At 63.6% G+C, this 23,797-nt stretch carries 25 protein-coding genes; 19 read left to right on the top strand and 6 right to left on the bottom strand.

Annotation, left to right across the window (positions count from 1 at the left end; genetic code table 11):
- Positions 1-3: 3 nt before the first annotated feature.
- The 6 genes from AC1DZE_RS22770 (at position 4) to AC1DZE_RS22795 (ending at position 6,007) form a co-directional block, all read left to right on the top strand.
- Positions 4-1,389 (top strand): glutamine synthetase family protein, encoded by a 1,386-nt coding sequence (locus tag AC1DZE_RS22770; RefSeq protein ID WP_477670574.1) that lies wholly within the window; start codon positions 4-6, stop codon positions 1,387-1,389.
- Positions 1,376-1,897 carry an N-acetyltransferase family protein gene (locus AC1DZE_RS22775; RefSeq protein ID WP_477670573.1) on the top strand — a complete coding sequence of 174 codons (522 nt, stop codon included), beginning with the start codon at positions 1,376-1,378 and terminating at the stop codon, positions 1,895-1,897. Before AC1DZE_RS22770 ends, AC1DZE_RS22775 begins: the two co-directional genes overlap by 14 nt.
- Positions 1,894-3,027 (top strand): iron-containing alcohol dehydrogenase, encoded by a 1,134-nt coding sequence (locus AC1DZE_RS22780; RefSeq protein ID WP_477670572.1) that lies wholly within the window; start codon positions 1,894-1,896, stop codon positions 3,025-3,027. Before AC1DZE_RS22775 ends, AC1DZE_RS22780 begins: the two co-directional genes overlap by 4 nt.
- 148 nt (positions 3,028-3,175) lie before the next feature.
- Positions 3,176-3,994, top strand: a complete 819-nt coding sequence (locus tag AC1DZE_RS22785) for a gamma-glutamyl-gamma-aminobutyrate hydrolase family protein (RefSeq protein WP_477648783.1) — start codon at positions 3,176-3,178, stop codon at positions 3,992-3,994.
- On the top strand, positions 3,972-5,345 hold the full coding sequence (locus AC1DZE_RS22790; RefSeq protein ID WP_477670571.1) for an aldehyde dehydrogenase family protein: 1,374 nt from the start codon (positions 3,972-3,974) through the stop codon (positions 5,343-5,345). Before AC1DZE_RS22785 ends, AC1DZE_RS22790 begins: the two co-directional genes overlap by 23 nt.
- Positions 5,346-5,347: 2 nt before the next feature.
- A complete protein-coding gene (locus tag AC1DZE_RS22795; RefSeq protein ID WP_477670570.1) occupies positions 5,348-6,007 on the top strand; it encodes an HAD family hydrolase in 660 nt (219 codons plus the stop codon).
- A 139-nt stretch (positions 6,008-6,146) separates the two neighbouring features.
- Here the strand turns inward: AC1DZE_RS22795 and AC1DZE_RS22800 are convergent, their stop codons facing one another.
- Positions 6,147-9,113 carry a DNA topoisomerase III gene (locus AC1DZE_RS22800; protein ID WP_477700578.1) on the bottom strand — a complete coding sequence of 989 codons (2,967 nt, stop codon included), beginning with the start codon at positions 9,111-9,113 and terminating at the stop codon, positions 6,147-6,149.
- The gene (locus AC1DZE_RS22805; protein ID WP_477700579.1) at positions 9,110-9,643 is read right to left on the bottom strand and encodes a TlpA family protein disulfide reductase; all 534 of its coding nucleotides are present in this window, start codon (positions 9,641-9,643) and stop codon (positions 9,110-9,112) included. The genes AC1DZE_RS22800 and AC1DZE_RS22805 overlap by 4 nt, the downstream gene beginning before the upstream one ends.
- 84 nt (positions 9,644-9,727) lie before the next feature.
- Between AC1DZE_RS22805 and AC1DZE_RS22810 the strand changes: the two genes are divergently transcribed.
- The 3 genes from AC1DZE_RS22810 to AC1DZE_RS22820 are packed head-to-tail and all read left to right on the top strand — an operon-like array spanning position 9,728 to position 12,029.
- Complete coding sequence (locus tag AC1DZE_RS22810; protein ID WP_477700580.1) at positions 9,728-10,414, top strand: SET domain-containing protein; 687 nt, start codon at positions 9,728-9,730, stop codon at positions 10,412-10,414.
- Between the two features lie 59 nt (positions 10,415-10,473).
- Entirely contained in the window at positions 10,474-11,370 is an 897-nt protein-coding gene (locus AC1DZE_RS22815; RefSeq protein ID WP_477674264.1) for a biotin--[acetyl-CoA-carboxylase] ligase, read from the top strand.
- Positions 11,364-12,029 carry an SPOR domain-containing protein gene (locus tag AC1DZE_RS22820; RefSeq protein WP_477674263.1) on the top strand — a complete coding sequence of 222 codons (666 nt, stop codon included), beginning with the start codon at positions 11,364-11,366 and terminating at the stop codon, positions 12,027-12,029. Before AC1DZE_RS22815 ends, AC1DZE_RS22820 begins: the two co-directional genes overlap by 7 nt.
- A gap of 370 nt (positions 12,030-12,399) precedes the next feature.
- Here the strand turns inward: AC1DZE_RS22820 and ypfH are convergent, their stop codons facing one another.
- The 3 genes from ypfH to AC1DZE_RS22835 form a co-directional block, all read right to left on the bottom strand.
- Positions 12,400-13,047, bottom strand: coding sequence for an esterase (ypfH, locus tag AC1DZE_RS22825; RefSeq protein WP_477670564.1), 648 nt, complete (start codon positions 13,045-13,047; stop codon positions 12,400-12,402).
- A gap of 112 nt (positions 13,048-13,159) precedes the next feature.
- Positions 13,160-14,089 (bottom strand): NAD(P)/FAD-dependent oxidoreductase, encoded by a 930-nt coding sequence (locus AC1DZE_RS22830; protein WP_477670563.1) that lies wholly within the window; start codon positions 14,087-14,089, stop codon positions 13,160-13,162.
- On the bottom strand, positions 14,079-14,537 hold the full coding sequence (locus AC1DZE_RS22835) for an Rrf2 family transcriptional regulator (protein ID WP_477670562.1): 459 nt from the start codon (positions 14,535-14,537) through the stop codon (positions 14,079-14,081). The genes AC1DZE_RS22830 and AC1DZE_RS22835 overlap by 11 nt, the downstream gene beginning before the upstream one ends.
- A gap of 174 nt (positions 14,538-14,711) precedes the next feature.
- On the opposite strand from AC1DZE_RS22835, the gene AC1DZE_RS22840 reads away from it, so the two are divergent.
- The 10 genes from AC1DZE_RS22840 (at position 14,712) to AC1DZE_RS22885 (ending at position 23,310) form a co-directional block, all read left to right on the top strand.
- Positions 14,712-15,188 (top strand): FKBP-type peptidyl-prolyl cis-trans isomerase, encoded by a 477-nt coding sequence (locus AC1DZE_RS22840; RefSeq protein ID WP_457282038.1) that lies wholly within the window; start codon positions 14,712-14,714, stop codon positions 15,186-15,188.
- A gap of 170 nt (positions 15,189-15,358) precedes the next feature.
- Positions 15,359-15,763: a response regulator gene (locus tag AC1DZE_RS22845; protein WP_477670561.1), complete on the top strand. Its 405-nt coding sequence runs from the start codon at positions 15,359-15,361 to the stop codon at positions 15,761-15,763.
- Between the two features lie 300 nt (positions 15,764-16,063).
- Positions 16,064-16,351, top strand: coding sequence for a DUF2249 domain-containing protein (locus tag AC1DZE_RS22850; RefSeq protein ID WP_477700581.1), 288 nt, complete (start codon positions 16,064-16,066; stop codon positions 16,349-16,351).
- 40 nt (positions 16,352-16,391) lie between these two features.
- Entirely contained in the window at positions 16,392-18,668 is a 2,277-nt protein-coding gene (locus tag AC1DZE_RS22855; RefSeq protein WP_477672554.1) for a nitric-oxide reductase large subunit, read from the top strand.
- Between the two features lie 14 nt (positions 18,669-18,682).
- Positions 18,683-19,153, top strand: a complete 471-nt coding sequence (locus AC1DZE_RS22860; protein WP_477670558.1) for an RrF2 family transcriptional regulator — start codon at positions 18,683-18,685, stop codon at positions 19,151-19,153.
- Complete coding sequence (locus AC1DZE_RS22865; protein ID WP_477670557.1) at positions 19,150-19,521, top strand: metal-sulfur cluster assembly factor; 372 nt, start codon at positions 19,150-19,152, stop codon at positions 19,519-19,521. The genes AC1DZE_RS22860 and AC1DZE_RS22865 overlap by 4 nt, the downstream gene beginning before the upstream one ends.
- Positions 19,518-20,687, top strand: coding sequence for a hypothetical protein (locus AC1DZE_RS22870; protein ID WP_477670556.1), 1,170 nt, complete (start codon positions 19,518-19,520; stop codon positions 20,685-20,687). The genes AC1DZE_RS22865 and AC1DZE_RS22870 overlap by 4 nt, the downstream gene beginning before the upstream one ends.
- Entirely contained in the window at positions 20,684-21,892 is a 1,209-nt protein-coding gene (locus AC1DZE_RS22875) for an NnrS family protein (RefSeq protein ID WP_477700582.1), read from the top strand. Before AC1DZE_RS22870 ends, AC1DZE_RS22875 begins: the two co-directional genes overlap by 4 nt.
- A gap of 304 nt (positions 21,893-22,196) precedes the next feature.
- Positions 22,197-22,484 (top strand): DUF3892 domain-containing protein, encoded by a 288-nt coding sequence (locus AC1DZE_RS22880; RefSeq protein WP_477700583.1) that lies wholly within the window; start codon positions 22,197-22,199, stop codon positions 22,482-22,484.
- Between the two features lie 271 nt (positions 22,485-22,755).
- Entirely contained in the window at positions 22,756-23,310 is a 555-nt protein-coding gene (locus AC1DZE_RS22885) for a SadB/YajI family lipoprotein (protein WP_477700584.1), read from the top strand.
- A 202-nt stretch (positions 23,311-23,512) separates the two neighbouring features.
- On the opposite strand, the gene AC1DZE_RS22890 is transcribed toward AC1DZE_RS22885, so the two are convergent.
- A complete protein-coding gene (locus AC1DZE_RS22890) occupies positions 23,513-23,707 on the bottom strand; it encodes a CsbD family protein (RefSeq protein ID WP_477674505.1) in 195 nt (64 codons plus the stop codon).
- Between the last annotated feature and the right edge of the window lie 90 nt (positions 23,708-23,797).

Below are 23,797 nucleotides of genomic sequence, written 5' to 3' on the forward strand. Positions count from 1 at the left end.
ACCATGCCCAAAAAAGCCACCAAATCCTCCGCCCCCCATCCAGCCCTGGAGATGCTGCGCAAGTCGGGCGCCAACAAGATGAAGGTTGCCGTCAGCGACATCGACGGTGTGCTGCGCGGCAAGTACCTGCACAAGGACAAGTTCTTCGGCGCGGCCGAGCCCTACCCGGCGGGCGGTTTTGGATTTTGCGACGTGGTGCTGGGCTGGGACATGATGGACAACTGCTACGACAATACCTCGGTGACAGGGTGGCAGCACGGCTTTCCGGATGCGCTGGCACGGCTGGACCTGGCCACCACACGTCACGTGCCCTGGGACAACAACGTGCCCTTTGTGCTGGGTGAATTCGTGAATGCCGACGGCACGCCGCACGCCGTCTGCCCACGCCAGACGCTCAAGCGCGTGCTCAAGCGCGCCGAAAAAATGGGCTTCATGCCCATGACCGGTATGGAGTTCGAGTGGTTCAACTTCCTGGAAACGCCGCACAGCTGGGCCGCGAAAAACGGCGTGGGGGCCGAAAAACTCACGCCCGGCATGTTCGGCTATTCGCTGCTGCGCATGAACGAGAACCAGGATTTCTTCAACGCCATCATGGACGAGATGCTGGCCTTCGGCATCCCCATCGAAGGCCTGCACACCGAAACCGGGCCGGGCGTGTATGAAGTAGCCATTGGCTTCAGCGAGGCACTGGAGCAGGCCGACCGCGCCATCCTGTTCAAGACCGGCGCCAAAGAGATCGGCTCGCGTTTTGGCATCATGCCCAGCTTCATGGCCAAGCCCCATCAGCAGCTGCCGGGCTGCAGCGGCCACATCCACCAGAGTTTGTCGGACGGCAAGACCAACCTGTTCTTCGACGCAAAGCACCCACGCAAGATGAGCAAGCTGTTCGAGAGCTATGTTGCCGGCCAGGTCGCCTGCATGATGGAGTTCGGTCCCATGATCTGGCCCACCATCAACAGCTACAAGCGCCTGGTCGACGGCTTCTGGGCGCCTGTGAAGCCGACCTGGGGCATGGACAACCGCACTGCAAGTTTCCGCGTGATCGCGGGCAGCGCCAAAGCCACCCGGCTGGAAACCCGTTGCCCCGGCGCCGACGTGAACCCCTACCTGGCGATGGCGGCCGTCATCGCTGCGGGACTGGACGGCGTCGAAAAAGGCCTCAAGCTGGGCGCGCCGATCACCGGCACCAACCAGGGAGCCGAACACATTGCCCGCGCACCGCGCACCTTGATCGAAACCACACGTATTTTCCAGAAATCGGACATCGCGCGCGACTGGCTGGGCGATACTTTCGTGGATCACTTCGCGGCAACGCGCGAGTGGGAATGGCGCCAATGGCTGGACGCCGTCACCGACTGGGAAATGAAACGCTATTTTGAAATCATCTGACCTCCTGATCCGCAGGCTGACCGTGCCCGACGCCGCCATTTACCGCGAATTCCGCCTGCGCGGCCTGCGCGAGCACGCGGATGCCTTCACCTCCAGCTTTGAGGAAGAAAACCTGCGCGTGCCGGCCGACACCGAAAAGCGCCTTTCACCCGCCGGCGACACCGTCATGTGGGCCGCCTTTGTGGACGGTGCGATGGCCGGCGTGGTGGGGCTGAACCGCGAGACGCGGCTGAAGAACCGTCACAAGGCCACGCTGGTCGCGATGTACGTCGCGCCCGAATACCAGGGGCATGGCATAGGCCGGGCGCTGGTCGGCAAGGTGCTGGACGAGGCCCGCGCCGGCGGCGTGGAGCTCGTGGTGCTGACGGTCACCGCCGGCAACCGCGAGGCGACGGCGCTCTACGAGAAATGCGGGTTTAAATCCTTCGGCATAGAGCCCGACGCGATTCGGGTCAACAATGTCTCTTACGGCAAACAACACATGTACTTCCAGGTCGCACCACTATGAGCATCACCGGTTTTTCCTTCCCCACCACCATCAAGTTCGGCGCAGGCGCGCGCAAGCTCGTCGCCGACACCCTGAAAGAAGCGGGCTGCAAACGCCCGCTCATCGTGACCGACAAGGCGCTGGGCGCCTTGCCCGTGCTGGCCGAATTCAGGACCCACCTGGCCGGCCTGGACGTGGCCGTGTTCTCGGGCGTCTTCGGCAACCCGACCTGCAGCCAGGTCATGGACGGTGCCGCAGCCTACAAGGCCCACAAGGCCGACTGCGTGATTGGTTTCGGCGGCGGCGCGGCGCTGGACGTGGCCAAGGTGGTCGGCATCGCCGCCACGCATGAGGGCGACATCCTTGAATACGTCTGGGACCATCCGCAGGTACGGCCCATCGTCAATGAGCTGCCGTACTTCGTGGCCCTGCCCACCACCTCGGGTACCGGCTCCGAAGTCGGCCGTTCCAGCGTCGTCAGCGAAAACGACACGCACCTCAAGCGCGTGGTGTTCAGCCCAAAAATTCTGGCGAAAGTGGTGTTTGCCGACCCCGAACTCACGCTCGGCCTGCCACCGCATGTGACGGCCGCCACCGGCATGGACGCGCTCACGCACAACATCGAGAGTTACCTCTCACCGGCCTATCACCCGCTGTGCGACGGCATTGCACTCGAAGGCACGCGCATCGCAGCCCACGCACTGCTCAAGGCTGTCAAGGAACCGTCGAATCTGCAGGCGCGCAGCGACATGATGATGGCCTCCATGATGGGCGCCATCGCCTTCCAGAAAGACCTGGGCGCCGTGCATTCATGTGCCCACGCGCTGGGCGCTGTCTGCGACCTGCACCACGGCCTGGCCAATGCGCTGATGATCGACACCGTGCTGGCGTGGAACTACGAATCGGCGCCCGCCAAATTTGACGAGCTGGCCCACGTATGCGGCGTGGCCGGCGGTGGCAAGGCTTTTGTAGCCTGGCTCAAGCAGCTCAAGGAGAGCGTGGGCATCACCGGCCCGCTGTCGGCCCACGGCGTCAAGCGCGAACACCTGCCGCGCCTGGTCGAGATCGCCACGGCCGACATCTGCCACCAGACGAATCCACGGCCCTGCAAGGCTGAGGACTTCCAGCGATTGTTCGAGGCCGCCTTATGAATGTGGCCCCCACGCTTTTCACTGCGTCTTCGACTTCGTGTAATGCGCTGCCCCCCGAGGGGGCCGCTGCGCCTGCGGCCCGGCAAAGCCGGTTCCGCGGCCCCGGCTTGGGCAGAACAGAACGATCACTTTTGAGAAGGGTACTCGCATGATCGCCGCTAGTCGTCTCAAGATTGGGTTGTCAGCGTGTTTCTCGCATGCCGACCCAACCCGCTCTTTCTTCACCGGCAAGACGCTACAGTATGTCGAACAGTCGATCGCACACTGGGTTATGTCTTCCGGCGCCATGGTCGTCATGGTGCCTTGCCCCACGGGCAGCACGCAGCGCGGCGACGTTACATACGAACACTATGCACAGTGGCTGGACGGCCTGGTGCTGCACGGCGGCGCCGACGTCTGGCCCGGCAGTTACGGCGAGGAGCCGCTGGAAGAAAAATGGTCGGGCGACCGTGTGCGTGACGAATACGACAAGGCACTGGTAGCCGCGTTTGAAAGAGCCGGCAAACCGGTGTTTGGCGTTTGCCGCGGCCTGCAATTGCTCAATGTTGCATTCGGCGGCACGCTCTACCAGGACATCAATACGCAGGTGCCTGACTCCTTCGTTCACCGCGACGCCGTCACTTACGACCAGAACTTTCACAGCGTGAACATCGTGCAGGGCTCCAGGCTTTCCGCCATGTACCCCGGCGTGGAGCGCGTGCGCGTCAACAGCATCCACCACCAGGGCATCAAGGATTTGTCACCCGAGTTTGAAGCCGAGGCTTTCAGCGTGGACGACGGCATCGTGGAAGCGATACGCCGCAAGGACAAAACCAAGAGCTATATCGCCGCCACCCAGTGGCATCCCGAATTCCACAAACCCGGCTCCGACACGATTGACGACGCCGCCGTACTCGATGATTTCCTCACCGCCGTAGCGGCGGCCAAAAGCAAAGCCAACAAACATGACCAAACTCGCCATTCATAACCCCGCCACAGGTGAGATGATCACCGAACTGCCTGCGGACGACGCGGCTTCCGTCGCTGCCAAGGCAAAGCAGGCGCGCACCGCGCAGGCTGCGTGGGCCGCCGTGCCGGTGGCCGAGCGCAAGACCTGCATCACGCGCTTTCGTGCCGGCATCGTTGCAGAGCTCGATACCCTGGCGGCCGTCATGACGCGAGAAACCGGCAAGCCGATCAAGATGTCACGCAATGAACTCAACGGCCTGCTGGGCCGCATTGATTTTTTCCTGGCAGAGCTTGACGCGTCCACGACCACACAGACCGTGTTTTCCGATGGCGGCATGACCGAGCAGATCGAGCACACACCGCTGGGCGTGGTCGCCAATATTTCGGCCTGGAACTACCCCTGGTTTGTCGGCGGCAATGTATTCATTCCCGCGCTCCTGACTGGCAATGCCGTGCTTTACAAGCCCTCTGAATATGCGGCCATGACGGGCCAGGCCATCGCGCGCCTGCTGCATGCGGCCGGTGTTCCGCAAGATGTGTTTGTGCTGCTGATCGGCGGCGGCGCAGTCGGTGCGGCGCTGATGGAGCAGCCGGTGGACGGCCTCTTTTTCACCGGCTCCTACGCCACCGGGGCAAAGATCGCAAAAGCCATCGGCCCGCGCATGGTCAAGCTCCAGCTGGAGCTGGGCGGCAAGGACCCGACTTACGTCTGCGAAGACGCCAACCCCCAGGCCGCCGCCGAGTCGCTGGCCGACGGCGCGATGTACAACACCGGCCAGAGCTGCTGCTCGGTTGAGCGTATCTACGTGCATGAAAAAATTTACGACGCGTTCGTCACCGCCTTTGTAGACACCGTGAAGACCTTCAAGACCGGCGACCCGATGAGCGAAGACACCTACATCGGCGCCATCACCCGCGCGCCGCAGCTAGAGGTGTTGGATGCCCAGGTCGCCGATGCCAAAGCCAAAGGGGCGACCCTGCTGGCAGGTGGCAAGCGCGGCGCTGGACCCGGCACCTGGTATGAACCCACGGTGTTCAGCAACGTCAACCACAGCATGGAGCTGATGCGCGAGGAAAGCTTCGGGCCGGTCATCGGCATCCAGAAGGTATCGGGCGATGCAGAAGCCGTCAAACTCATGAACGACACACGCTACGGCCTGACCGCCGGCGTCTTCACGCCAGACGAAAAGCGCGCCAGGACGCTGCTGTCCCAGGTCAACGCCGGCAGCGTCTACTGGAACTGCTGCGACCGCGTCAGCCCGCGTTTGCCCTGGAGCGGCTACGGTGATTCCGGTGTGGGCCTGACCTTGTCCACCTACGGTATCCAGACATTCACCCGGCCAAAGGCTTGGCACCTTCGTCAATCCTGAACATGAAGCTCACCCTCTTCGATCTGGACCACACCGTACTCAACGGCGACAGCGATGTGCTGTGGTGCGATTTCCTGATCGAGAAGGGTTACCTGGGCAAGACGGAATTCACCGCACGCAACGCCGACATGGCAGCGCGCTACAAGGCGGGCACCGTGGGCCTGAAGGAGTTTGCCGATTTTTATGTGGGCACCCTGGCAGGTCGCACCGCCCAGGAATGGGAGCCGATGCGGCAGGAATTTTTAGCGGACTGGATTGTTCCGCGCATCACACCGGCTGCGATCGCACTGGTCGACAAGCACCTGGAGGCCGGCGACCTGGTGGTCATGACGACGGCCACCAACCGCTTCATCACCGAGCTCACGGCAATCTACTTCGACATCGAGCACCTGATTGCCACCGAGCCCGAAATACAGGGCAGCCGTTTCACCGGCAGCACCACCGGCGTACTGAACATGCGCGAAGGCAAGGTCGAGCGCTTGCATGCCTGGCTCACCGCACGCGGCCTGCGCTTCAAGGATTGCAAAACCACCGCCTACAGCGATTCCATCAACGACCTGCCGCTGCTGGAAGCCGTGAAACACCCGGTGACTGTGAATGCCGATGCGACGCTGGCAGCGATTGGGACTGAGCGCGGCTGGCCCGCGCTGCAGTTGCACTGAGCAGCCCGGCCTGCGCAGCTGAAACAGCCCCAGAGAGGGTTGCATCCGCCTCGTTTGAGTATAAAAATGGYCTGCAAGGCAATCAGGGCGGGCGCCAGCAGCTATTAAAAGAATAGCATTTACGCCCGCATCTGCCCGCTTACTCCGCGCTCAGATGCTTGCCCACAATCCCGGCCAGCTCGAACATCGTGACCTGCGGCTTGCCGAACACCGGCAGCAGCTTGGTGTCGGCGTTGATGGCGCGCTTGTTGGCCGCGTCCTGCAGGCCTTCGGCCTTGATGTAGTCCCAGAGCTTTTTGATGACCTGGGTGCGCGCCACCGGTTCGGCGCCAATCACCGCGGCCAGTGCGTCGCTGGGCTTGAGGCCTGCGCCCGGCTTGGCGACGCGCGGCGTTTTGGGCTTGGCGGTTTTGGCGGCGGGCGTCTTCTTGGCGGCGACTTTTTTGGCTGCAACCTTTTTGGCCGCAGGTGCGGCGCCCTTGGCCGCCACCGTCTTGCCGAAAGGCGTCTTCACCGTGCCGGTCTTGGCCGCCGCCGGCTTGCGCGGCGGAAATTTGGACGGCGCGAACTCGAAGTTCACCTTGTCGGCCTCCTTGTCCCAGGCCAGCATGGCCTTGAAGGGGCGGCGCGTGCGCATCGAAACGAACTTGTCGAGCAGATCAGTCTTGCCAGTTTCCAGCAGCTTGTGCATCTGCTCGCGCTCAATCGGCTGCTGCAGGATCACCTGCCCGGTCTTGAAGGTGCAGCTGGGCGTGGGTTGGGCCAGTGTGGGCACCGACTTTTCGCAGACGTAGTTTTTACCGAGCTCGAACACCCGCGCGGCGCAGCGCGGGCAGGGGCCCAGCGACTGCTGGTCGCCAAAGTCGACGATCTCGCCGGTCTCGGCATTCTTGTCGTCGCCGAAGTCGAATTCAAGCTTGTAGTTCTTCGTCTCTTCGTCGAACTTGATCACCATCTCGGCGGTAAAAGGCCAGCCGGCCTTGGAGCGGAAGCCGTCCAGCGGGCCGATCTTCTTGTCGCGCAGGAACTGCTCAACCTCAGCCACTTCAAAGGTGCGGCCCGCCGGCGTTTTGCCGAAGCTGAAACCACAGCCGTCGTCGCCGTTCTTGCCGGTGCAGGTGTAGCGCCGGTAGTTTTCCTTCATGACACCGCCGCAGTTGGGGCAGGGCGCTGAGAGCGTTGCGTAGTCGCCGGGAATCGTGTCCTTGTCGTAGCCTTTGGCCTTGGCCACCATGCGCTCGGTCATGGTGGCAATTTCGGCCATGAAGGTTTCGCGGCTCAGCTTGCCGTGTTCCATCTGCGCCAGCTTGAACTCCCACTCACCGGTCAGTTCGGCCTTTGAAAGCTCCTGCACATCCAGTCCGCGCAACAGCGTCATGAGCTGGAAGGCCTTGGCCGTGGGGATCAGCTCGCGGCCTTCGCGCAGCATGTATTTCTCGGCAATCAGCCCTTCAATCGTGGCGGCGCGCGTCGCCGGCGTACCCAGGCCTTTTTCCTGCATGGCTTCGCGCAGCTCGTCGTCGTCAATCGTCTTGCCGGCGCCTTCCATTGCGCCCAGCAATGTCGCTTCGGAATAGCGGGCGGGCGGCCGGGTCTTGAGGCCCTTGGCCTCGACCACCTCGGCGCGCACCATTTCGCCCGGCTTGACCGGCACCAGGCTCTGGCCCTTGTCGCCGTCCTTGGCGTCGGCCACTTCATCGGCGGCTTCCTTGCCGTAAATCGCCAGCCAGCCCGGCTTGACCAGCACCTTGCCTTCAGTCTTGAAGCTGTGGCCGACCGACTGGGAAATACGCGTGGTGACCAGGTATTCGGCGCTCGGGAAAAACACCGCCATAAAGCGGCGCACCACCAGGTCATACAGTTTTTGTTCGGCTTCGCTCAGGCCGCTAGGCGCCTGCAGCGTTGGGATGATGGCGAAGTGGTCGCTCACCTTGGCATTGTCGAAAATGCGCTTGCTGGGCTTGATGTAATTGCCCTTCAGCGCCGTCGCCGCGTGCGGCGCCAGGTGCTTCATGCCGCTGCTTTCCAGCATTTCAAAGGTCTTTTTGACCACCGGCAAATAGTCTTCGGGCAGCGCGCGCGAGTCGGTACGCGGATAAGTCAGGGCCTTGTGGCGTTCATACAGGCTTTGCGCAATCGACAGCGTCGTCTTGGCTGAAAAACCGAACTTGCCGTTGGCCTCGCGCTGCAAGGAAGTCAAATCAAACAGCAGGCCGGCGGCCTGCGTGGTGGGCTTGCTTTCTTCCGTCACCGTGGCGGACTTGCCGCGCACGGCTTCGGCAATCGCCATGGCTTCGCGCTCGGACCAGACGCGGTCGGCTTTCAGTTCGGCATCGGGCTCCGTGTTGTCGGCATTGGCCGCGGCTTTTTTCCACTTCGGGTCAAACCACTTGGCGGGGTATTCGCCGGCCTCGGCCAGGAAGGTCGCGTGGATTTCCCAGTAGTCGCGGCTCACGAACTTGCGGATTTTTTCCTCGCGCTCCACCACCACCGACAGCGTCGGCGTCTGCACACGGCCCACGGTGGTCAAAAAGAAACCGCCGTCACGCGAGTTGAAGGCCGTCATGGCGCGCGTGCCGTTGATGCCGACCATCCAGTCGGCTTCCGAACGTGAGCGCGCCGCATCGGCCAGGCCCTGCATCTGCTTTTCAGTGCGCAGGCTCTCAAAGCCGTCGCGGATGGCTGCCGGCGTCATGGACTGCAGCCACAGCCGTTTCACCGGGTGCTTGCTGTTGGCGTATTGCTGGATCAGCCGGAAGATCAGCTCGCCTTCGCGGCCCGCGTCGCAGGCATTGACGAGGGCGCCCACGTCCTTGCGTTTGGTCAGCTTGACGATCGCGTTGAGCCGCGTCTTCGTCTTGTCCATGGGCTTCAGGTCAAAGTAGGGCGGAATGACAGGCAAGTTGGCAAAGCTCCATTTGCCGCGCTTGACGTCAAACTCCTCAGGCGCCTGGATCTCGACCAGATGGCCCACGGCCGAGGTGACCAGCCACTCGTCGCTCTCGAAGTACTCGTCGTGCTTTTCAAATTTGCCGGCCGTAGGCGTGATCGCCCGCACAATGTCTTGTGCGACCGAGGGTTTTTCTGCAATCACCAGAGTTTTCATAAGTACTTCTTCAAACCTTCTACATCTTCGGGGAACATTTCCCCGCTTTCGGCAAATACGACTTTGCCTTCACGTCCGTTCGCCGCCACCTTGAGCACCACCACCACGGGCAGGCCCACCGGCTTGGGCAGGAATTTGGCAACCTCGGGGGTCAGCATCCCGGCGGGAAAGCTGTAGCCCTTGGTCTTCATATAGGCAGCTGCGGCCGCCGGCTGCTTGTCAATCGACAGGGCCAGCACCTCCAGCCCGTCGGCCTTCTGGGCCCGCCACAAAGCTTCTATATGGGGCGACTGCACCGCACAAAAAGGGCACCAGCTGGCCCACCAGTACACCACAAGCGTCTTTCCGGCCACCTCGACAGGCTTCCAGGCGCTGCCGTCCAGCAGCGTGACGGCCGGCAAAGGCAGGGTGCTGCCGGCCTTGGGCAAGGGGCTTTCCCCGCCTTTGGACCACGCCGGCAGGCCCAGCCCCGCCGCGGTCGGCAAGGCAAGGGCAGCAGCGGTCTGCATCAGGTTTCTGCGGTTGAACACGGGGACTCCTTGGGCGCATCACTACAATAGCGGCTCTCGCGCATGTACGCGCGCGGGTGCGCACGCATGCGCACGCACGCGCACATGCATGAATTAACCATACCAAAAAAATACGTCGTGTCAAAAACCCAGGCTTCCGCAGTCCCCGCATCTCCTTCCAAACCCGCGGCTCCGGCTGCCGACGGGCGCCGCATCCAGACGCGGCGTTCCGGCGTCCACGGCAAGGGTGTGTTCGCAGTGCAGGACCTGGCTGAAGGTGAAACGCTGATCGAATATGTCGGCGAAATCATCAACTGGAAAGAGGCGCTGCGCCGCCACCCGCACGACCCCAAGGACCCCAACCACACGTTCTACTTCCACATCGACGAAGAGCATGTGATCGACGCCAAACACGGCGGCAATTCCTCGCGCTGGATCAACCACAGCTGCAAGCCCAACTGCGAAGCCGACGAAGAGGGCGGCCGCGTCTTCATCAAGGCGCTGCGCAACATCAAGGCCGGCGAAGAGCTGTTTTACGACTACGGCCTGATCATCGACGCGCCTTACACCAAGAAGCTGCTGGCCGAATACCCCTGCTGGTGCGGCGCCAAAAACTGCCGCGGCACCCTGCTGGCGCCCAAGGACGACGAAGGCAAGAAAAAGAACAAGAACAAGGACAAGGACAAAAAGAAGTCCAAAAAAAAAGCCGACAAAAAGGCTGAAGCCAAGGCTGACAAAAAGGCAGCCGATAAAAAGGCCGGCAAGAAACCCAAAAAGAAAAAGAAGGACTGAGCAGGCGCTCAACCCGCTTCACAGGCCATGCCGCCGGCGCAACCGGCTGCAACCTTCTCATGAGCACTCCCCTTACATCCCCCATCCGCTGGCCCGCCGAAGCTCTCTGGGAGGCCCTGGCGCCGTCCTTGCCGGGGTTCACGGTGGAAGTCCTGCCCGAGATTGATTCGAGCAACACCGAGCTGATGCGGCGTTTTCGCGGCAGCCCCGGTGTCCTGCCCCGTCCAGAGCCCCTGCTGCTGGTGGCCGAACAGCAAACCGCCGGGCGCGGCCGGCTGGGCCGCCAGTGGCAAAGCCGCCGCGGCGACAGCCTCACGTTTTCGCTGGGCCTGCCGCTTGCGCCCGTCGACTGGTCCGGCCTCTCCCTGGTGGCCGGCATCAGCGTAGCCGAAAGCCTTGAGCCGTTCGCCGGCAGCGCCTCCGGCCAGGCCGCCAAACCCCGCATCGGCCTGAAATGGCCCAATGACCTCTGGCTGTCCACACCCGAAGGCGACCGCAAGCTGGCCGGCATCCTGGTGGAAACCGCCAGCTGGGAAGGCATCCGTTACGTGGTGGTCGGCATCGGCATCAACATCCGCGCGGTGGAAATCCCCGTTGCGGCTGACGCACCCGCCATGCCCGGCATTCCGCCGGGCGGCTTGCAGACGCTGCTGCCGACGCTGGACGCACCCGCCACCTTGCTGCGCATCGTGCCGCCTCTGGTGCAGGCGATGCAGGCGTTTGAACGCTTTGGCTTTGCGCCTTTCCAGGCGCGTTTTGCGGCGCGCGACGTTCTGGCAGGCCGGGCCGTGCAGCTGTCCGACGGCCAGAACGGCCTGGAAGGCACGGCCCACGGTGTGGGCGAAAACGGCGCGCTGCTGGTGCATACTGCGGCTGGCATGAAACAAATCACCAGCTCCGAAGTCAGCGTACGGCCCGTGGCGGCGCAACCTCCCAAGGATGCGCGCCCATGCTGAGGCTGCTGGTGCTGGCGCTGGTCCTGGCCAACGCAGGCTACTTCGCCTGGACGCAAGGCCTGCTGGCCGACTACGGTTTTGCACCCATCGCCCAGGCCGAACCCCAGCGCCTGGCGCAGCAGATCCGGCCCAAGGCGATGCGCCTTCTGAGCGCCACCGATGCCGGCCAACTGGAAAGCGCCAGCACCGCCGCTGCAGCGCCGCCACCCGCCCCTGAATGCCTGCAAGCCGGCCTTTTCACCCCCGAGCAGACCATCGCCCTGCGCTTCGGACTGGAGGCCGGCCTGCCCATTGGCAGCTGGTCACTCGAGAACAGCTCGGAGCCGGGCCGCTGGATCGTCTACATGGGCAAATACACCAACGAGGATGCGCTGGCCAAAAAGCGCGGCGAGCTGCGCGGCATGGGGGTCTCGTTCGAGCCCTTGCTCAACTCCTCGCTGGGACCAGGCCTCTCGCTGGGCCATTTCAGTTCCCAGGCCGACGCCGAGCGTGAACTGGCCAAGGTCGCCACGCGCGGCGTACGCACCGCCAAGGTGGTGCAGGAGCAGCCTGAAATACGCGGCCAACTGCTCAAACTCCCGGCCGTTGATGCGCCGCTCATGGCCAAACTCGAGTTGCTCAAGCCGCAGTTGGCGGGCAAGGCCTTGCGGCCTTGCTAGATAAGACCCCCACGGTCGCTCACTTCGTGTAGCTTCCTGCCCCCCGGGGGGCCGCCCGCCTGTGGCCCGGCAAAGCCGGTTCCACGGCTCATGCTGGCTTAAGAGCTCGCCGCGGTTGCACAGCGCGATCCGATCATCCCGAGCCTGTCGAAGGTTCCGTATCCGGTACGCACCCCGTTGCTATTGATTTAGGAGCTGCTTGCGCTCGTCCCGCTTGGCTCTCAGTACTATTTTCCTGAAAAATACCTGAGCCGCCACACCCAGTCCAAGCCAGCAGGGGCCGCGGAACCGGCTTTGCCGGGCCGCAGGCGCCGCCCCCTCGAGGGGGGAACGGGCTACACGCAGTGAGCCCGGACGGGGGTGGGCTTATTCAGACGGCTTTCCAGTGCCGCAGCGGCACACAGGTCTGCAGCCGCGTCACGGCCTGGTCCATCAGCGCGGGGTGCAGCTCGTGGCCCAGCCTGGCGGCAACGTCCAGGGTGGCGTCGGCGCCCAGTTCCATCAGGTGGTCGAAGTCGCCGCGCGTACGTGCCAGCGGCACCACGTCGTCGTTTTGCCCGTGCAGCAGGTGCAGGGTGGTCAGCGCAGGCGCTTTCGCCGGCCAGATCTGGTAGCCGCCGCCGAAGGCCAGCAGGCGGCCGGCCAGGCCGTCATGCGCATCGCTGAGGGCCAGCGCCAGGCTGGCGCCGGCGCCAAAGCCGGCCAGTGCCGTGTCCGACTGCAGGATCTCAAACCGCTGCTGCTGCGCACGCACAAAGGCCGCCAGAACCTCCACGCGCGCGGCCAGCGCAGCGGCGTCGTCCTTGCCGGCGGCGGTAGCGCCCGCCGCATCGGCATGCGGGCCCGAAAGGCCTTCCGGAATCAGCACGGCCGCCTCGGGAAATGCGCCGCCCAGCAGGTTACCCAGCTCCAGCATGTCGGTGGCCGTGCCTCCCGCGTCGTGCAGCAGCACAAACAGTTGACGGGGGGCGCCGTTCACGGGCAGCAGTTCAATGGTTTCGGTCTCGGACGGGTTCATGGCAGGGCAAGCGTGAGCAGGGTGAAAAAAGGTAATTGAGGCCTTTTCAGCCTCTTTCAACCACTTTAACCAGCCCCGCCTTTTTACGCCGCGTTCCGCCCGTTCTTCCGCGTTATGCCGCTGCGGTTTCCCCGCGTTGCGCGTCTTCCGTGATCAGCGAAGAGTGCAGCCTGACGCCGGCCGCCACACCCCCGGCAGTGGCGAAGGTGATGCTGTGCGGCACGCGCGCCATGTCGCCGGCAGCGTACACGCCATCCACGCTGGTCATGCCCCAGGCATCGACGCGCACGATGGGGCCAAACGGTGAATCGTCAAACGCGCAGCCCAGCGCTTCAGCCAGCGGACTGGCCATGCGCACCTGCGTGCCCACCAGCAAGGCCTTGATCGCCACGCGCCGGCCATCCTGCAACAGCACGCTTTCCAGCGCGGGCGCCGTGCCCTGCAGTTCGGCGACAGGACTGGGCTCGACCCTGACCTTGCGCGCGGCCAGCAGCCCATGCTCTTCGGCCGACACATCGACCACGCCTTGCGTAAACAGGGTCACCTCGCCCCAGTCGGCAAACATCAGCGCCTGGTGTACCGACATCGGGCCCGTGCCCAGCACGCCGACGGCGCCACCGCCGATTTCATAGCCATGGCAATAGGGACAGTGCACCACCGTCTTGCCCCAGCGCGCCTCCAGGCCGGGGATGTCGGGCAGCACGTCCGTCACGCCGGTGGCCAGCAACAGGCGGCGCCCGGTGAACCAGCGCATGCCCTCTTCCGCTTCCGCCACAAATCCTGCCTCGCCGGTTTCAATGCGGGTCACACGGCCGCTGAAGATCTTTGCCGTCGGATAGGCCAGCAGCTGCTCCCGGGCCGTCGCCAGGAGTTCGAAGCCCGGCTTGCCGTCGTGCCCCAGCACGCCGTGAGACTCCGGGGCAAAGCGGTTGCGCGGCAGGCCCGCGTCGATCACCAGCACATTTCTTCTGGCGCGAGCCAGCTGCAATGCCGCAGACTGCCCCGCAAAGCTTCCGCCCACAATGATGGCGTCATACAGCATGGGAGGCCTCCGGTGACAGGGCGTGCGCAGCCATCGCGCGGTTGAAATCGGCCGACAGGTCGGCCAGCGTGACTTCCGCCAGGCGTTTCATCAGCAGGGCTTCCGCCTCGCGCAGGCTGCCGGCCAGGGCGCGCTGCACAGACTGTTCAATGACACAGCCGTCCGCATGGGCGCCTTCTTCGGCGCCCGGCGCGCCGGCATCGCCCACAGCCATCTGCACGTCCAGCAGCGTGACGGAAGCCAGCTCCCGCGCCAGCACCCAGCCGCCGCCATGGCCTCGCTCCGACACCACAAAACCGGCATCACGCAGGCTTGCCATGGTGCGCCGCACCACCACCGGGTGCGTGCGCAGGCAGGCCGCCAGCTCGTCCGACGTCATCGGCCCCTGGCGATGGGCCATATGCAGCAGGGCATGCAAAACGGCGGAAAGCCGGCCTCTTAATTTCATGTAACTTATCATGTTGCATGATTCTATGGAGATCTCGTACCGGCGCTGCAAGGCCGCGTCAAACCCCCACGCCTCAAGGGGGCACTGCACCGCGGTGCCCGGCCGTCCGGACGGTTTTGGCCCGGGTCGGCGAGAATCAGCGTTTTTCACGCACCAGAGATCTGGAAAAACACCATGAAAATCGGAAAAAACACCGCCGTTACCCTTAGCTACAAGGTGGCAGACGCCCAGGGCAAGCTGGTCGAGCAAAGCAGCGCCCCCATGGTTTACCTGCACGGCGGCTATGGCAACACCCTGCCCAAGATCGAAGAAGCGCTGGACGGCCAGGAAAAAGGCTTCCAGACCGTGTTGGCGCTGGAGCCGGCGGACGCCTTCGGCCTGCGCGACGAAAGCCTGGTGCGCACCATCCCCCGCACGCAGTTTCCGCCCGGGGTCAAAGTGGGCGGCCAGCTCGAAGGCCGGGGCGACGACGGCCGCGAGCATGTCTTCAACGTCACGAAGATCAAGGGCGACACCGTCCTGCTGGACGGCAACCATCCGCTGGCCGGCAAGGCCCTGCGTTTCACGCTGAAAGTGACCGACGTGCGCGCTGCTTCGGAAGAAGAAATTGCCCACCGCCATGTGCACGGCGAGCATGGACACCACCATTAATCTGCGCAACGTGACCGTTCGGCGATTAAGCCGTTAGCGTTACGTACCGTTACCGCTCTGGGGAGCCCGCTGAACTACAGTGGGATTGAGCCTACATCCCCCGGTGATGCACGACCACAGCCCCGGCGCAGGATGATGGCTAACTTCATGGATTAACTTCAGAGGTACCCATGGTCATCAACGCGTTTCTTGTCGAAGACAAGCCGGACATACGCAAAACACTGGTTGAGGCCATGGAAGAAATCGCACCCCTGCGGTTCGTCGGCCACGCCGATTCCGAGTCCAGTGCCCGCCAGTGGCTGGGTTCCCACCACGATGACTGGGACCTTGCAATCGTCGACCTCTTTCTCGCCGAAGGCTCCGGCTTTGGCGTGCTGAAAGACTGCCAGCAGCGCACAGCCCGCCAGAAGGTCGTGGTGCTGACCAGCCACAACCAGGAAAACATCCTGCACTACTGCCGTGAGCTCGGCGCCGACGAGGTGTTCGACAAATCGCAGGACGTGGAAAAGCTGGTGCTTTATTGCCAGGCCCATGCGGCCAGCCTGGGCGGTACGGCCCCGCTGCTGCCCCAGTAATCCCCACGTTCAAGCGGCAGGCGTTCTGCTCAGGCGCCCGCTAAAACAAGCCCACACATAAAAGCGGCGCCATGCCGCGACTCTCGCTGCCCGGCAGGCCCTGATGTGAACGCCCGCCTGGGCGCGCTGCTTCGCCACGCCCGCACTCCGCGCCGGCTTCCGCGCCAAAACCAGAAAAGTGCTGCCTGCAGCGGCTCCGTTTGATCTGGATCAACAGCGCCCAGGGACCGATGGCTAACCATAGGTGTATCTCGAATGCATCTTATGAAGACCACTCGCGATTCCTTTGAAAGAATCCCCATGACACACACCGCTTCCCACACCAGGGTGGATCTCCGCGAGCTCGCGCCCAGCGAGCGCCATCCGCTGGTCTTCTCGACATTCGACCAACTCGGCACCGGCCAGGCCATGGAGTTGATCAACGACCACAACCCGAAGCCCCTGCATGCCCAGTTCATGATGGACCTGCCCGGCAGATTCTCCTGGGACTACCTGGAGCAGGGGCCCGACACCTGGCGCGTCGCCATCACCCGGCTTGCACCCGCGCAGGGTAGCAAGCAGTGCTGCGGCGCCTGCGGTGGCGGCTAACTTCCACGCATTCCCACTCAAGACTTCCCAAGAAAACCCGATGAAAAACAACAACATGCTGTGGCGCTGGCTCGGCTTCGTATTCGTCCTGTCCTTCGGGGCGCTCGGCTACCTCGGCTGGCAGATTTACCTGACCGCACCACCCATCCCCACAGCCGTCGTCAGCACCACAGGCGACGTGCTTTTCACGGGCGAGCAAGTGCAAAGAGGGCAGCGCGCCTGGCTGGCCAGCGGCGGCCAGCAACAAGGCAGCGTCTGGGGCCACGGCGCTTATGTGGCGCCGGACTGGTCTGCCGACTGGCTGCATCGGGAAGCGCTGGCCCTGCAGGCCCTGCGCACGCAGGAGCTCCGCAAGGCGCCCGCCGCGCTCACGGCCTCAGACCGCGGCGCAGTCGCAGCGGCGCTCAAGGAAGAAATGCGCCGCAACACCTATGACGCAGCCAGCGGCGCCGTCACCGTCACACCCGCGCGGGCGCAAGCCATCCGTGAGGTCGCGCGCCACTATGAAGGCCTGTTCGGCCACGACGCCAGCCAGGACGCCTTGCGCGAGCAATACGCCATGAGCGAAGGCGCGCTGCCCGACGCGGCCGACCGCCAGGCGCTCACGGCATTCTTCTTCTGGACTTCCTGGGCCGCCGTCACCGACCGCCCCGGAGAAGAGAACCTCTCGTACACCAGCAACTGGCCGCATGAACCGCTGGTGGGCAACACCATGACCAACTCGGCCGCCATCTGGTCGATGGTCAGCATCGTCCTGTTGCTGGCCTGCATCGCCGCCATGCTGTGGCTGCACGGAAGCCAGCGGCATGGGCCCGAGGCGCAGCCGCCCCAGGCCGACCCTTTGCTGGGCGCCGTTGCCACACCTTCGATGAAGGCCACGCGCAAGTACTTCTTTGCCGTGATCGGCCTGATGCTGCTGCAAATCGGCATGGGCGTGGTCACCGCGCATTACGCAGTTGAGGGGTCATCCTTCTTCGGCCTGCCGCTTGCGCAGGTGCTGCCCTATGTGGTCAGCCGCACGGTGCACACGCAAGTCGGCATCTTCTGGATCGCCACCGCCTGGCTGGCTACGGGCCTTTACATCGCACCGCTGCTGTCGGGCCGTGAACCCAAGCTGCAAAAGCTCGGCGTCGACGTGCTGTTCTGGGCGTTGATCGCCATCGTGGTCGGCTCTACCGCCACCGGCTGGCTGGGCACGCTGCAGCATCGCGGCGTCGACTTCAGCTTCTGGATCGGCAACCAGGGCCTGGAGTTCACCAGCATGGGCCGTGTCTGGCAGCTGCTGCTGTTCGTGGGCCTGCTGTTCTGGGTATTCCTGCTGGGCCGCGCGCTGTGGCCGGCACTGGTCAAACCTTCGGAAACGCGCGGCCTGATCGCCATGGTGTTCCTGTCGGCCACCTGCATTGGCGGCTTCTACGCCTCGTCACTCACCTGGGGCCAGCACACCCACTATTCGATGATCGAGTACTGGCGCTGGTGGCTGGTCCACCTCTGGGTGGAAGGCTTCTTTGAAGTGTTCGCCACCGCCGTCGTCGCGCTGATCTTCACCAAGCTGGGCCTGGTGCGCACCGAAAGCGCCAACCGCGCCATCATCGCCGAGACCATCGTGTTCCTGTTCGGCGGCATCCTGGGCACCCTGCACCACCTGTATTTCACCGGCACGCCGATCTCGGTCATCGCCGTCGGCGCGGTGTTCTCGGCGCTCGAAGTGGTGCCGCTGACACTGATCGGCCTGGAAGCCCTGCAAACTTACCGGCGCTCCAAAGCCATGCCGTGGCTCGCCACCTACCAATGGCCCGTGATGTGTTTTGTGGCAGTCGGTTTCTGGAACACCGTAGGCGCCGGCCTGCTGGGCTTTGCCATCAATCCGCCGGCTTCGCTGTACTACGTGCAGGGGCTGAACATGACAGCGGCCCACGGCCATGCCGCGCTGTTCGGTGTCTACGGCATGCTGGGCATCGGCCTCATGCTGTTCTGCCTGCGCGGCCTGTATGCGCGCCACCTGCATGCCGACAACCTGCTCAAGCCCGCCTTCTGGAGCCTGAACATCGGCCTGGCAATGATGGTCTTCCTGTCGCTGCTGCCTGCCGGCATCTACCAGGCCTGGGCCAGCATCACCAAGGGTCTGTGGTACGCCCGCTCGCCCGAGATCATCCACTCCGGCGTGATGGAAACCCTGGTCTGGATGCGCGTGCCCGGCGACATCCTGTTCGCTATCGGTGCGTGCTTCCTGGCCTGGTACGCCGCGCGCCTGCTGCGCCGCCCGGCCGTGCAGCCGGCCGGCATGACCGCGGTGCCCGCAACAGCGGGGCCCTGACCCGGCAAGCCGCCATGAAACTCACGGCTTTCACCGACTACAGCCTGCGTGTGTTGATCTACCTGGCGGCGCAGCCAGAGCGGCGCGCCACCATCGCCGGGATAGCGGATGCGTTTGACGTGTCCGAACACCACCTGACGAAGGTCGTGCACTTCCTCGGCAAGAACGGCTGGCTGGCCAACGTGCGCGGCAAGGGCGGCGGGCTGGCACTGGCGAAAGCGCCGGAGCTGATCGTTGTGGGCGAGGTGGTGCGCGCAACCGAAGGAACGGACGTACCGGCCGAATGCTTTGAAGCGGCGGGCGGCCATTGCGCCATCACCCGCATCTGCCGCCTGCGCGGCGTGCTTGGCGAAGCGGTCGACGCGTTTTACGGCGTGCTCGACCGCTACACGCTGGCAGACCTCGCTCGCAACCGTCAGTCGCTCGCCAGGGTGTTCTTCACCGGCCGCACGGCTGCCGCTTCACCGGCCGGGCGTGCCTCATGAATGCAGCCCCCGCCGGCACCGGCGTTGCCGCAAGCGTGTGCAAGCCACCCTTTCCCTACGACGGGCCCGAGGCGCTGCGCCAGCCCATCATCGACGCGCTGAGGCGGGTGGTCGACCCGGAGGTCGCGATGACCATCGTCGACGTCGGGCTGATCTATGGCGTCACCGTGACCGGAGAAAAATTGCATGTGCTGCTGACAATGACCTCAGCCGCCTGCCCGGTGACCGACCTCATCATCGAAGAAGTGGAAACCGAGCTGGACCGCGCCGTGCCGCCCGAACTCCTGATCGAAGTCGAACTGGTGTGGGACCCTCCCTGGTCTACCGACCAAATGAGCGAGAGCGCCAAGCGCTTCATGGGCTGGTGAAACCCTCACGCCCGCTTCGCCCAACGCTGCACCACAGAGCCGCGCCGCCCTGGGTCAAGGTGGGCGCGCGGCTACTGCTGCCGGCAGTAGTGGTGCTGTCGCTGCTGGCCGGTATCGCAGGTGGCTTGCTGCGCGCAGGCGTGGCCCTGCCCGCCGTGGCCGATGCCGCCTGGCTCGGCCATGCCGCCCTTTCGCATGCCGCACTGATGATCTGCGGCTTCCTGGGCACGGTCATCGGTATTGAACGGGCGGTGGCCGTCAAACTGCGTGCCGCTTTTTTTGCGCCTCTCGCCTCGGGCCTGGGCGGCCTGTGCCTGCTGCTCGGGCAGGCACAGGCAGGCGCCTGGCTGGGCGTAGCCGCAGCGGCTGCTTTTACGGCCGTCAATGCCGTGGTGGTGTGGCGCCAGCGCGCGGCTCACACCTGGCTGCTGCTCGCCGGCGCGGGGGCCTGGCTGGCCGGCAACCTGCTGTTCGCATTCGGTTTCGGCAGCGGCGCGATCCTGCCATGGTGGTTCGCCTTCCTCGTGATGACCATCGCGGCCGAACGCCTGGAAATGACGCGCCTGATGCGCCGCCGACCCGCCGCGCAGTGGTCGCTCCAGGCCGTGCTGCCTGCCATGCTTGTCGGCGCCGCGGCGTCGGCCGTATCACCCGTGTGGGGCGGGCTGCTGTACGGCGCAGCACTGGCCTTGCTGGCAATGTGGCTGGCCATATTCGACATTGCCCGCCGCACGGTGCTGGCCCACGGGCTCAGCCGCTACATGGCGGTGTGCCTACTCAGCGGCTACGGCTGGCTGGCGGTGGCCGGCGCGGCATGGGCCGCCACGGCGCTGGGCTTGCCGTTGCGCGACATGGCGCTTCACGCGCTCGGCCTGGGGTTTATTGTCAGCATGATGATGGGCCACGCGCCGGTGATCCTGCCGGCCATCGCACGCGTGAAGCTGCAGTTCGGCGCTTTCTTCTACGTGCCGCTCGCGGCGCTTCACCTGTCCCTCATCGCGCGGCTCGGCTTCGGCCTGTTCGACCCGCCGCTGCGCGCCACCGGCGCCACCCTCAACGCCGCAGCCATCGCGCTCTTTGCCGCAACCGTCGCTGGCGCCGCTGTCGCATGGCGTATCAACGACGGCGCAACGATCGCCACGCAACCCGGAAAGACCTCGCTATGACACAGTCCATCCCCATCAAAACCCCGCCTGACAGCTCACCTTTTCCGACGGCGGGACCGCAAGGCATCGCGCTCTGGCAAACCGGCTTTCGGCCCTTCTACCTGCTGGCAAGCGTGTTCGCCGCGCTGTCGATTGGCCTGTGGGCGCTGCAGTTCGCCGGCTGGCTGGGCCAGCCCTACCTGCAGGGGCCGATGTGGCATGCGCACGAAATGCTGTTCGGCTTCACGCTGGCCGTGGTGGTGGGCTTTCTGTTCACGGCCGGGCGCAACTGGTCCAACCGCCCCACGCCCACCGGCCTGCCGCTGGCCGCGCTGGCGGCGCTCTGGGTGGCCGGGCGGGTGCTTGTGCTCACGCCCTTCGGCTGGGCTGCGGCGGCGGTCAACGTTGCGTTTCCGCTGGCCGCGGCCGTTGCGCTGGCGGTTCCCTTCATCGCCGCGCGCAATCGCCGCAACTACTTTTTCATCGGCTTGCTGCTGCTGATGGCGGTGGCCGTGCTGGCGGTGCATCTTGCGCAGCTCGGGCTCATGCAGCTGCCGGGCTGGGTCGGCATTCAGGCTGCGCTTGACGTCATGCTCTTCATCATGGCCGTGATGGGTGGCCGCGTGATTCCCATGTTCACCAACAACGGCGTGCCGGGTGCCAACGCCACCCGCCGCCCCTGGCTCGAGAAAGCCGCGCTGGGCTCGGTGCTGGCGCTGCTGCTGGCCGATGCGCTGCAGATCCGGGGCGCGCCGCTGGCGGCGCTTGCCGGTGTTTGCGCGGCCACACACCTTGCGCGCTGGGCACTGTGGCAACCATGGAAGACCACGCACACACCGCTGGCCTGGGTGCTGCATGCCGCCTACTTCTGGATTCCGGTGCACCTGGTGCTGCGCGGCTTGGCTGCGGCTGGTTGGGTCACACCTTCGGCGGCAACCCACGCATTGACGGTGGGCGCCATCGGCGGGCTCATCATCGGCATGATGACCCGCACCGCGCTCGGCCATACCGGCCGGCCGCTCCAGGCGGGCCGCACCGAAGTCACCTGCTATGTGCTTGTCCTCGCCTCGGCGCTGGTGCGCGTGTTCGTGCCGGTCATCGCGCCGGCCGAGACGCTGCACGCCGTGCTGGTTTCGGCCGCACTGTGGTCCGCCGGCTTCGCGCTGTATGCCGTGGGCTACTGGCCGACCCTGACGCGTGCGCGTGCGGACGGGCATCCCGGCTAGGTGACTGGCCGGGTCAGCCCGCCGTCCCAGTGAGACGAATTCGGCTTCGAACAGCTTCAGTCATTGCTATGATTTCAGGAGCTGCTTGCGCTTATCCTGATTGGCTCACAGGCCTATTTTTCTTGAATTCCACTTAAAACCCCAGCCAGTACAACTCAGCCGGGCTTCAAACCCATCTGCGCAAGAGCCGCCGTGTTTTCTTACCACTTGTCGGAAAACCCGCGGCCTCCTTTCATTGGAGGATGTCGTAGATGTGTGTGGTGCCTAAGATGATCTGGTCAAAACCGGCGGGAGGGGGACTTGCATGGCAGATAACGTACAAATTCGATGCATCAACAAGTCTGATCGGTCTGATCCACATGAGCGAATCAAATTCATTGGAGGCACCAACGCCGATGGCAGTCCTTGGAAACTGAGCCAAGAGGCAGCTATCGCCGGAATTGAACAGGGGAAGTGGCAGTTCTATGTCAACGTCGGCGGACATACTGTATGGGTGATTGTTTCCACTAGTCGGTGGGGCAATAAATACCTCAAAACTCAAAATGATGGCGACCAACCCGACAACCTGCTTAGCCTTCCTGAGTGTCCGTAAGTTCGGCGTCCTCCCAAACGGGCGTCGTCGGTCTGTTCGTGGTGCTGCAAAAGTATCTAGCTCTCCAAATACCACTTGTGCCTGAGAGCTCACAAATGGAGTATGTCGAAATCGCCAAGCTATACGATTCAGGGGCCATCGCGACAAAGCTGCGCCTAGCAATAACGACCTAGAGTTAGAAATTAGTGCAAGCGAAGCAAATAGCTAATTGATCTCATAGTCTCGCAGCGTAGATGAACCAGCTTGAACAACAACTAAATCGAGGGACGCTATGAAACGAATTTATCAACTTGTAGTCGTTGTACTCACACCTCTTTTGTTCACTGGCTGCAACCAAGGAAAACCCGCAGATACGGCCGCTATATCGCAGCTTGAGGCAAGAGTTAGTAGCCTTGAAGCAAAAGTTCTGAAGCTACAAGGCGATGTTTTTCTGGCGAGTTTGGATGGTCCGCAGGAAAGCGTTTGGTTCGATCCGCAGGACGACAAAGCATATCTACCCGTCAAAAGTCCAGCCGGACCGGTATTGGTAATACTGGAAAGAGTGGAGCCCTATCTCGACGGGTTTACCGTTAGCATGAGAATCGGGAATCCCACCTCCGCTAACTTTTCAGGCATGGAAGCAACCGTAAAGTGGGGCAGAAAGTTTGATGCTCAAAAAGGCGAAGACTTTAATAAGATTAGCGAGAAGAAAATTACTCTGAAAGACTTTATGCCGGCAGGGGCGTGGACAACGGTGAAATTTAATGTGGGTCCCGCTACAGCAGACGGCGTCAGGCGAATTGGTTTTGCACCAGTCTTTAACTCACTACAACTACGTAGTCGCTGAAGTAAGTAGTTTCGCGGGTCACTCGCTGGAGTATTGCCGATCAATCGCGGCGCTGCTGGCGTGGGTGCACTGCTTTTTAAGGCACTGCCTGCCCCGCCACGCCAAAGCTGAAAATCAAACGCCCATAAAAAAGCGGCGCCAATGCGCCGCTGTTCTGGCTGCCCGGCAAGCCGGGCATGCTGGCTCCGAAGCCTCAAAGGCCTCAGAAGCCTTTGTTGCCCTTGGTCACGTCTTTAACGACTTCCTTGGCATCACCATAATTTTTCTGCACAGAGCCTTCCACCTGTTTGACCAAGCCCTTGGCTTGCTGGTCCTTGCTGCCCACGAGCTTGCCGGCAGCTTCCTGTGCCTTGCCAGCTGTGTCTTTGGCTGCGCCTTTGACTTGATCCTTGTTCATGATGACTCCTGATGAATTCGACGGGAAGGTCCAGGAAACCCTGGCGAGACCCTTGCGAGGCCATCGCGAGGGGTATCCCGGGCCAACGTT

The sequence above is a fragment of the Polaromonas sp. P1_F1 genome (genome assembly GCF_056405795.1).

Bases quoted from the DNA above. Each gene is read 5' to 3' on its own strand.
- AC1DZE_RS22770 (WP_477670574.1), top strand. From the start codon at position 4: ATGCCCAAAAAAGCCACCAAATCCTCCGCCCCCCATCCAGCCCTGGAG.
- AC1DZE_RS22780 (WP_477670572.1), top strand. From the start codon at position 1,894: ATGAGCATCACCGGTTTTTCCTTCCCCACCACCATCAAGTTCGGCGCA.
- AC1DZE_RS22785 (WP_477648783.1), top strand. From the start codon at position 3,176: ATGATCGCCGCTAGTCGTCTCAAGATTGGGTTGTCAGCGTGTTTCTCG.
- AC1DZE_RS22790 (WP_477670571.1), top strand. From the start codon at position 3,972: ATGACCAAACTCGCCATTCATAACCCCGCCACAGGTGAGATGATCACC.
- AC1DZE_RS22795 (WP_477670570.1), top strand. From the start codon at position 5,348: ATGAAGCTCACCCTCTTCGATCTGGACCACACCGTACTCAACGGCGAC.
- AC1DZE_RS22800 (WP_477700578.1), bottom strand. From the start codon at position 9,113: ATGAAAACTCTGGTGATTGCAGAAAAACCCTCGGTCGCACAAGACATT.
- AC1DZE_RS22810 (WP_477700580.1), top strand. From the start codon at position 9,728: ATGCATGAATTAACCATACCAAAAAAATACGTCGTGTCAAAAACCCAG.
- AC1DZE_RS22815 (WP_477674264.1), top strand. From the start codon at position 10,474: ATGAGCACTCCCCTTACATCCCCCATCCGCTGGCCCGCCGAAGCTCTC.
- AC1DZE_RS22820 (WP_477674263.1), top strand. From the start codon at position 11,364: ATGCTGAGGCTGCTGGTGCTGGCGCTGGTCCTGGCCAACGCAGGCTAC.
- ypfH (WP_477670564.1), bottom strand. From the start codon at position 13,047: ATGAACCCGTCCGAGACCGAAACCATTGAACTGCTGCCCGTGAACGGC.
- AC1DZE_RS22830 (WP_477670563.1), bottom strand. From the start codon at position 14,089: ATGCTGTATGACGCCATCATTGTGGGCGGAAGCTTTGCGGGGCAGTCT.
- AC1DZE_RS22835 (WP_477670562.1), bottom strand. From the start codon at position 14,537: ATGAAATTAAGAGGCCGGCTTTCCGCCGTTTTGCATGCCCTGCTGCAT.
- AC1DZE_RS22840 (WP_457282038.1), top strand. From the start codon at position 14,712: ATGAAAATCGGAAAAAACACCGCCGTTACCCTTAGCTACAAGGTGGCA.
- AC1DZE_RS22845 (WP_477670561.1), top strand. From the start codon at position 15,359: ATGGTCATCAACGCGTTTCTTGTCGAAGACAAGCCGGACATACGCAAA.
- AC1DZE_RS22850 (WP_477700581.1), top strand. From the start codon at position 16,064: ATGACACACACCGCTTCCCACACCAGGGTGGATCTCCGCGAGCTCGCG.
- AC1DZE_RS22855 (WP_477672554.1), top strand. From the start codon at position 16,392: ATGAAAAACAACAACATGCTGTGGCGCTGGCTCGGCTTCGTATTCGTC.
- AC1DZE_RS22860 (WP_477670558.1), top strand. From the start codon at position 18,683: ATGAAACTCACGGCTTTCACCGACTACAGCCTGCGTGTGTTGATCTAC.
- AC1DZE_RS22865 (WP_477670557.1), top strand. From the start codon at position 19,150: ATGAATGCAGCCCCCGCCGGCACCGGCGTTGCCGCAAGCGTGTGCAAG.
- AC1DZE_RS22875 (WP_477700582.1), top strand. From the start codon at position 20,684: ATGACACAGTCCATCCCCATCAAAACCCCGCCTGACAGCTCACCTTTT.
- AC1DZE_RS22880 (WP_477700583.1), top strand. From the start codon at position 22,197: ATGGCAGATAACGTACAAATTCGATGCATCAACAAGTCTGATCGGTCT.
- AC1DZE_RS22885 (WP_477700584.1), top strand. From the start codon at position 22,756: ATGAAACGAATTTATCAACTTGTAGTCGTTGTACTCACACCTCTTTTG.
- AC1DZE_RS22890 (WP_477674505.1), bottom strand. From the start codon at position 23,707: ATGAACAAGGATCAAGTCAAAGGCGCAGCCAAAGACACAGCTGGCAAG.